This is a genomic window from Paractinoplanes toevensis, from assembly GCF_018332695.1.
Taxonomy (GTDB): domain Bacteria; phylum Actinomycetota; class Actinomycetes; order Mycobacteriales; family Micromonosporaceae; genus Actinoplanes; species Actinoplanes toevensis.
In genome coordinates this window covers 1-855 of the sequence record NZ_BOQN01000213.1, presented here as the reverse complement: position 1 = coordinate 855, position 855 = coordinate 1, and the positions used below count along the sequence as shown (strand labels likewise).

Genomic DNA, 855 nt, shown 5'->3' with positions numbered 1-855 from the left:
CGCCCGGATCATCCTGAAAGCGGGATTTTGCGACGACGCTTCTGCTCGTCCATCCCGGCGAGGAGGTCCTCCCTGACGGCAGCCGGGTCCTCGATGAGGCGATCACGGAGCGCTCCAGCCTGCACATACAGCTCGCGTATCCAACCGCGATCATCTATGGGGCGGGAGTCGACTGATTGCCGGAGCCTGTCCAGCGCTTCTCTGGCATCTTCAGGGCGCTCCAAAACGATGGCGGTAGCAGCCTGCCGGTAGAGCTCGTTGATGTCTCCGAGGCCGTTGAATCGGCTATTTCTGCGTCGACACAATTCGAAATAGCCTTCCAGGCTGCCGTTTTCTGTGACGTAGGGGTAAACGATCTCGGTGATAGCCCGGGTGAAGTCACGCATGTATTCCTCGGCGTAGTTATCGCCGAGTTTCAGAGTGTTATACGGGAAGAATCCGAATATGTTGCATTCGACAGCGACTAGCCAACTCGCCTGATTGTAGTCGAGCGGCATGTAAAGAGGCTCCAGGATGGCTACGAGATTGTTTTCCTGGGCGGAGACGCCTCGCGCAACGAATCCGAACGGGCGGAGCATCAGCTGCCGACCCAGAACGTACCATTCCCCTGGGAGGTTCGGGATAGCGAATTTTGATACTGCTGCCTTCCACGCGTTCCGGCTATTCGTCGAGGGACTCACCGCGTTCCTCCATACCTAAACCGGGCTCAGTCAATCGGCAGCATCACCGATCTCGTCCACGAGGCGAAGCAAGATCAGACCAACAGTATCGAACTCACTACGTTCGGCACGAGCATTCCCCGGGACGCCCCCACGTGTGTCACACCCCATGACGCTCGCCGCAGAGCGCTGCGCG

At 58.6% G+C, this 855-nt stretch carries 1 protein-coding gene; it reads right to left on the bottom strand.

Annotation, left to right across the window (positions count from 1 at the left end):
• Window positions 1-8: 8 nt before the first annotated feature.
• Complete coding sequence (locus Ato02nite_RS50600) at window positions 9-497, bottom strand: hypothetical protein (protein ID WP_213013910.1); 489 nt, start codon at window positions 495-497, stop codon at window positions 9-11.
• Between the last annotated feature and the right edge of the window lie 358 nt (window positions 498-855).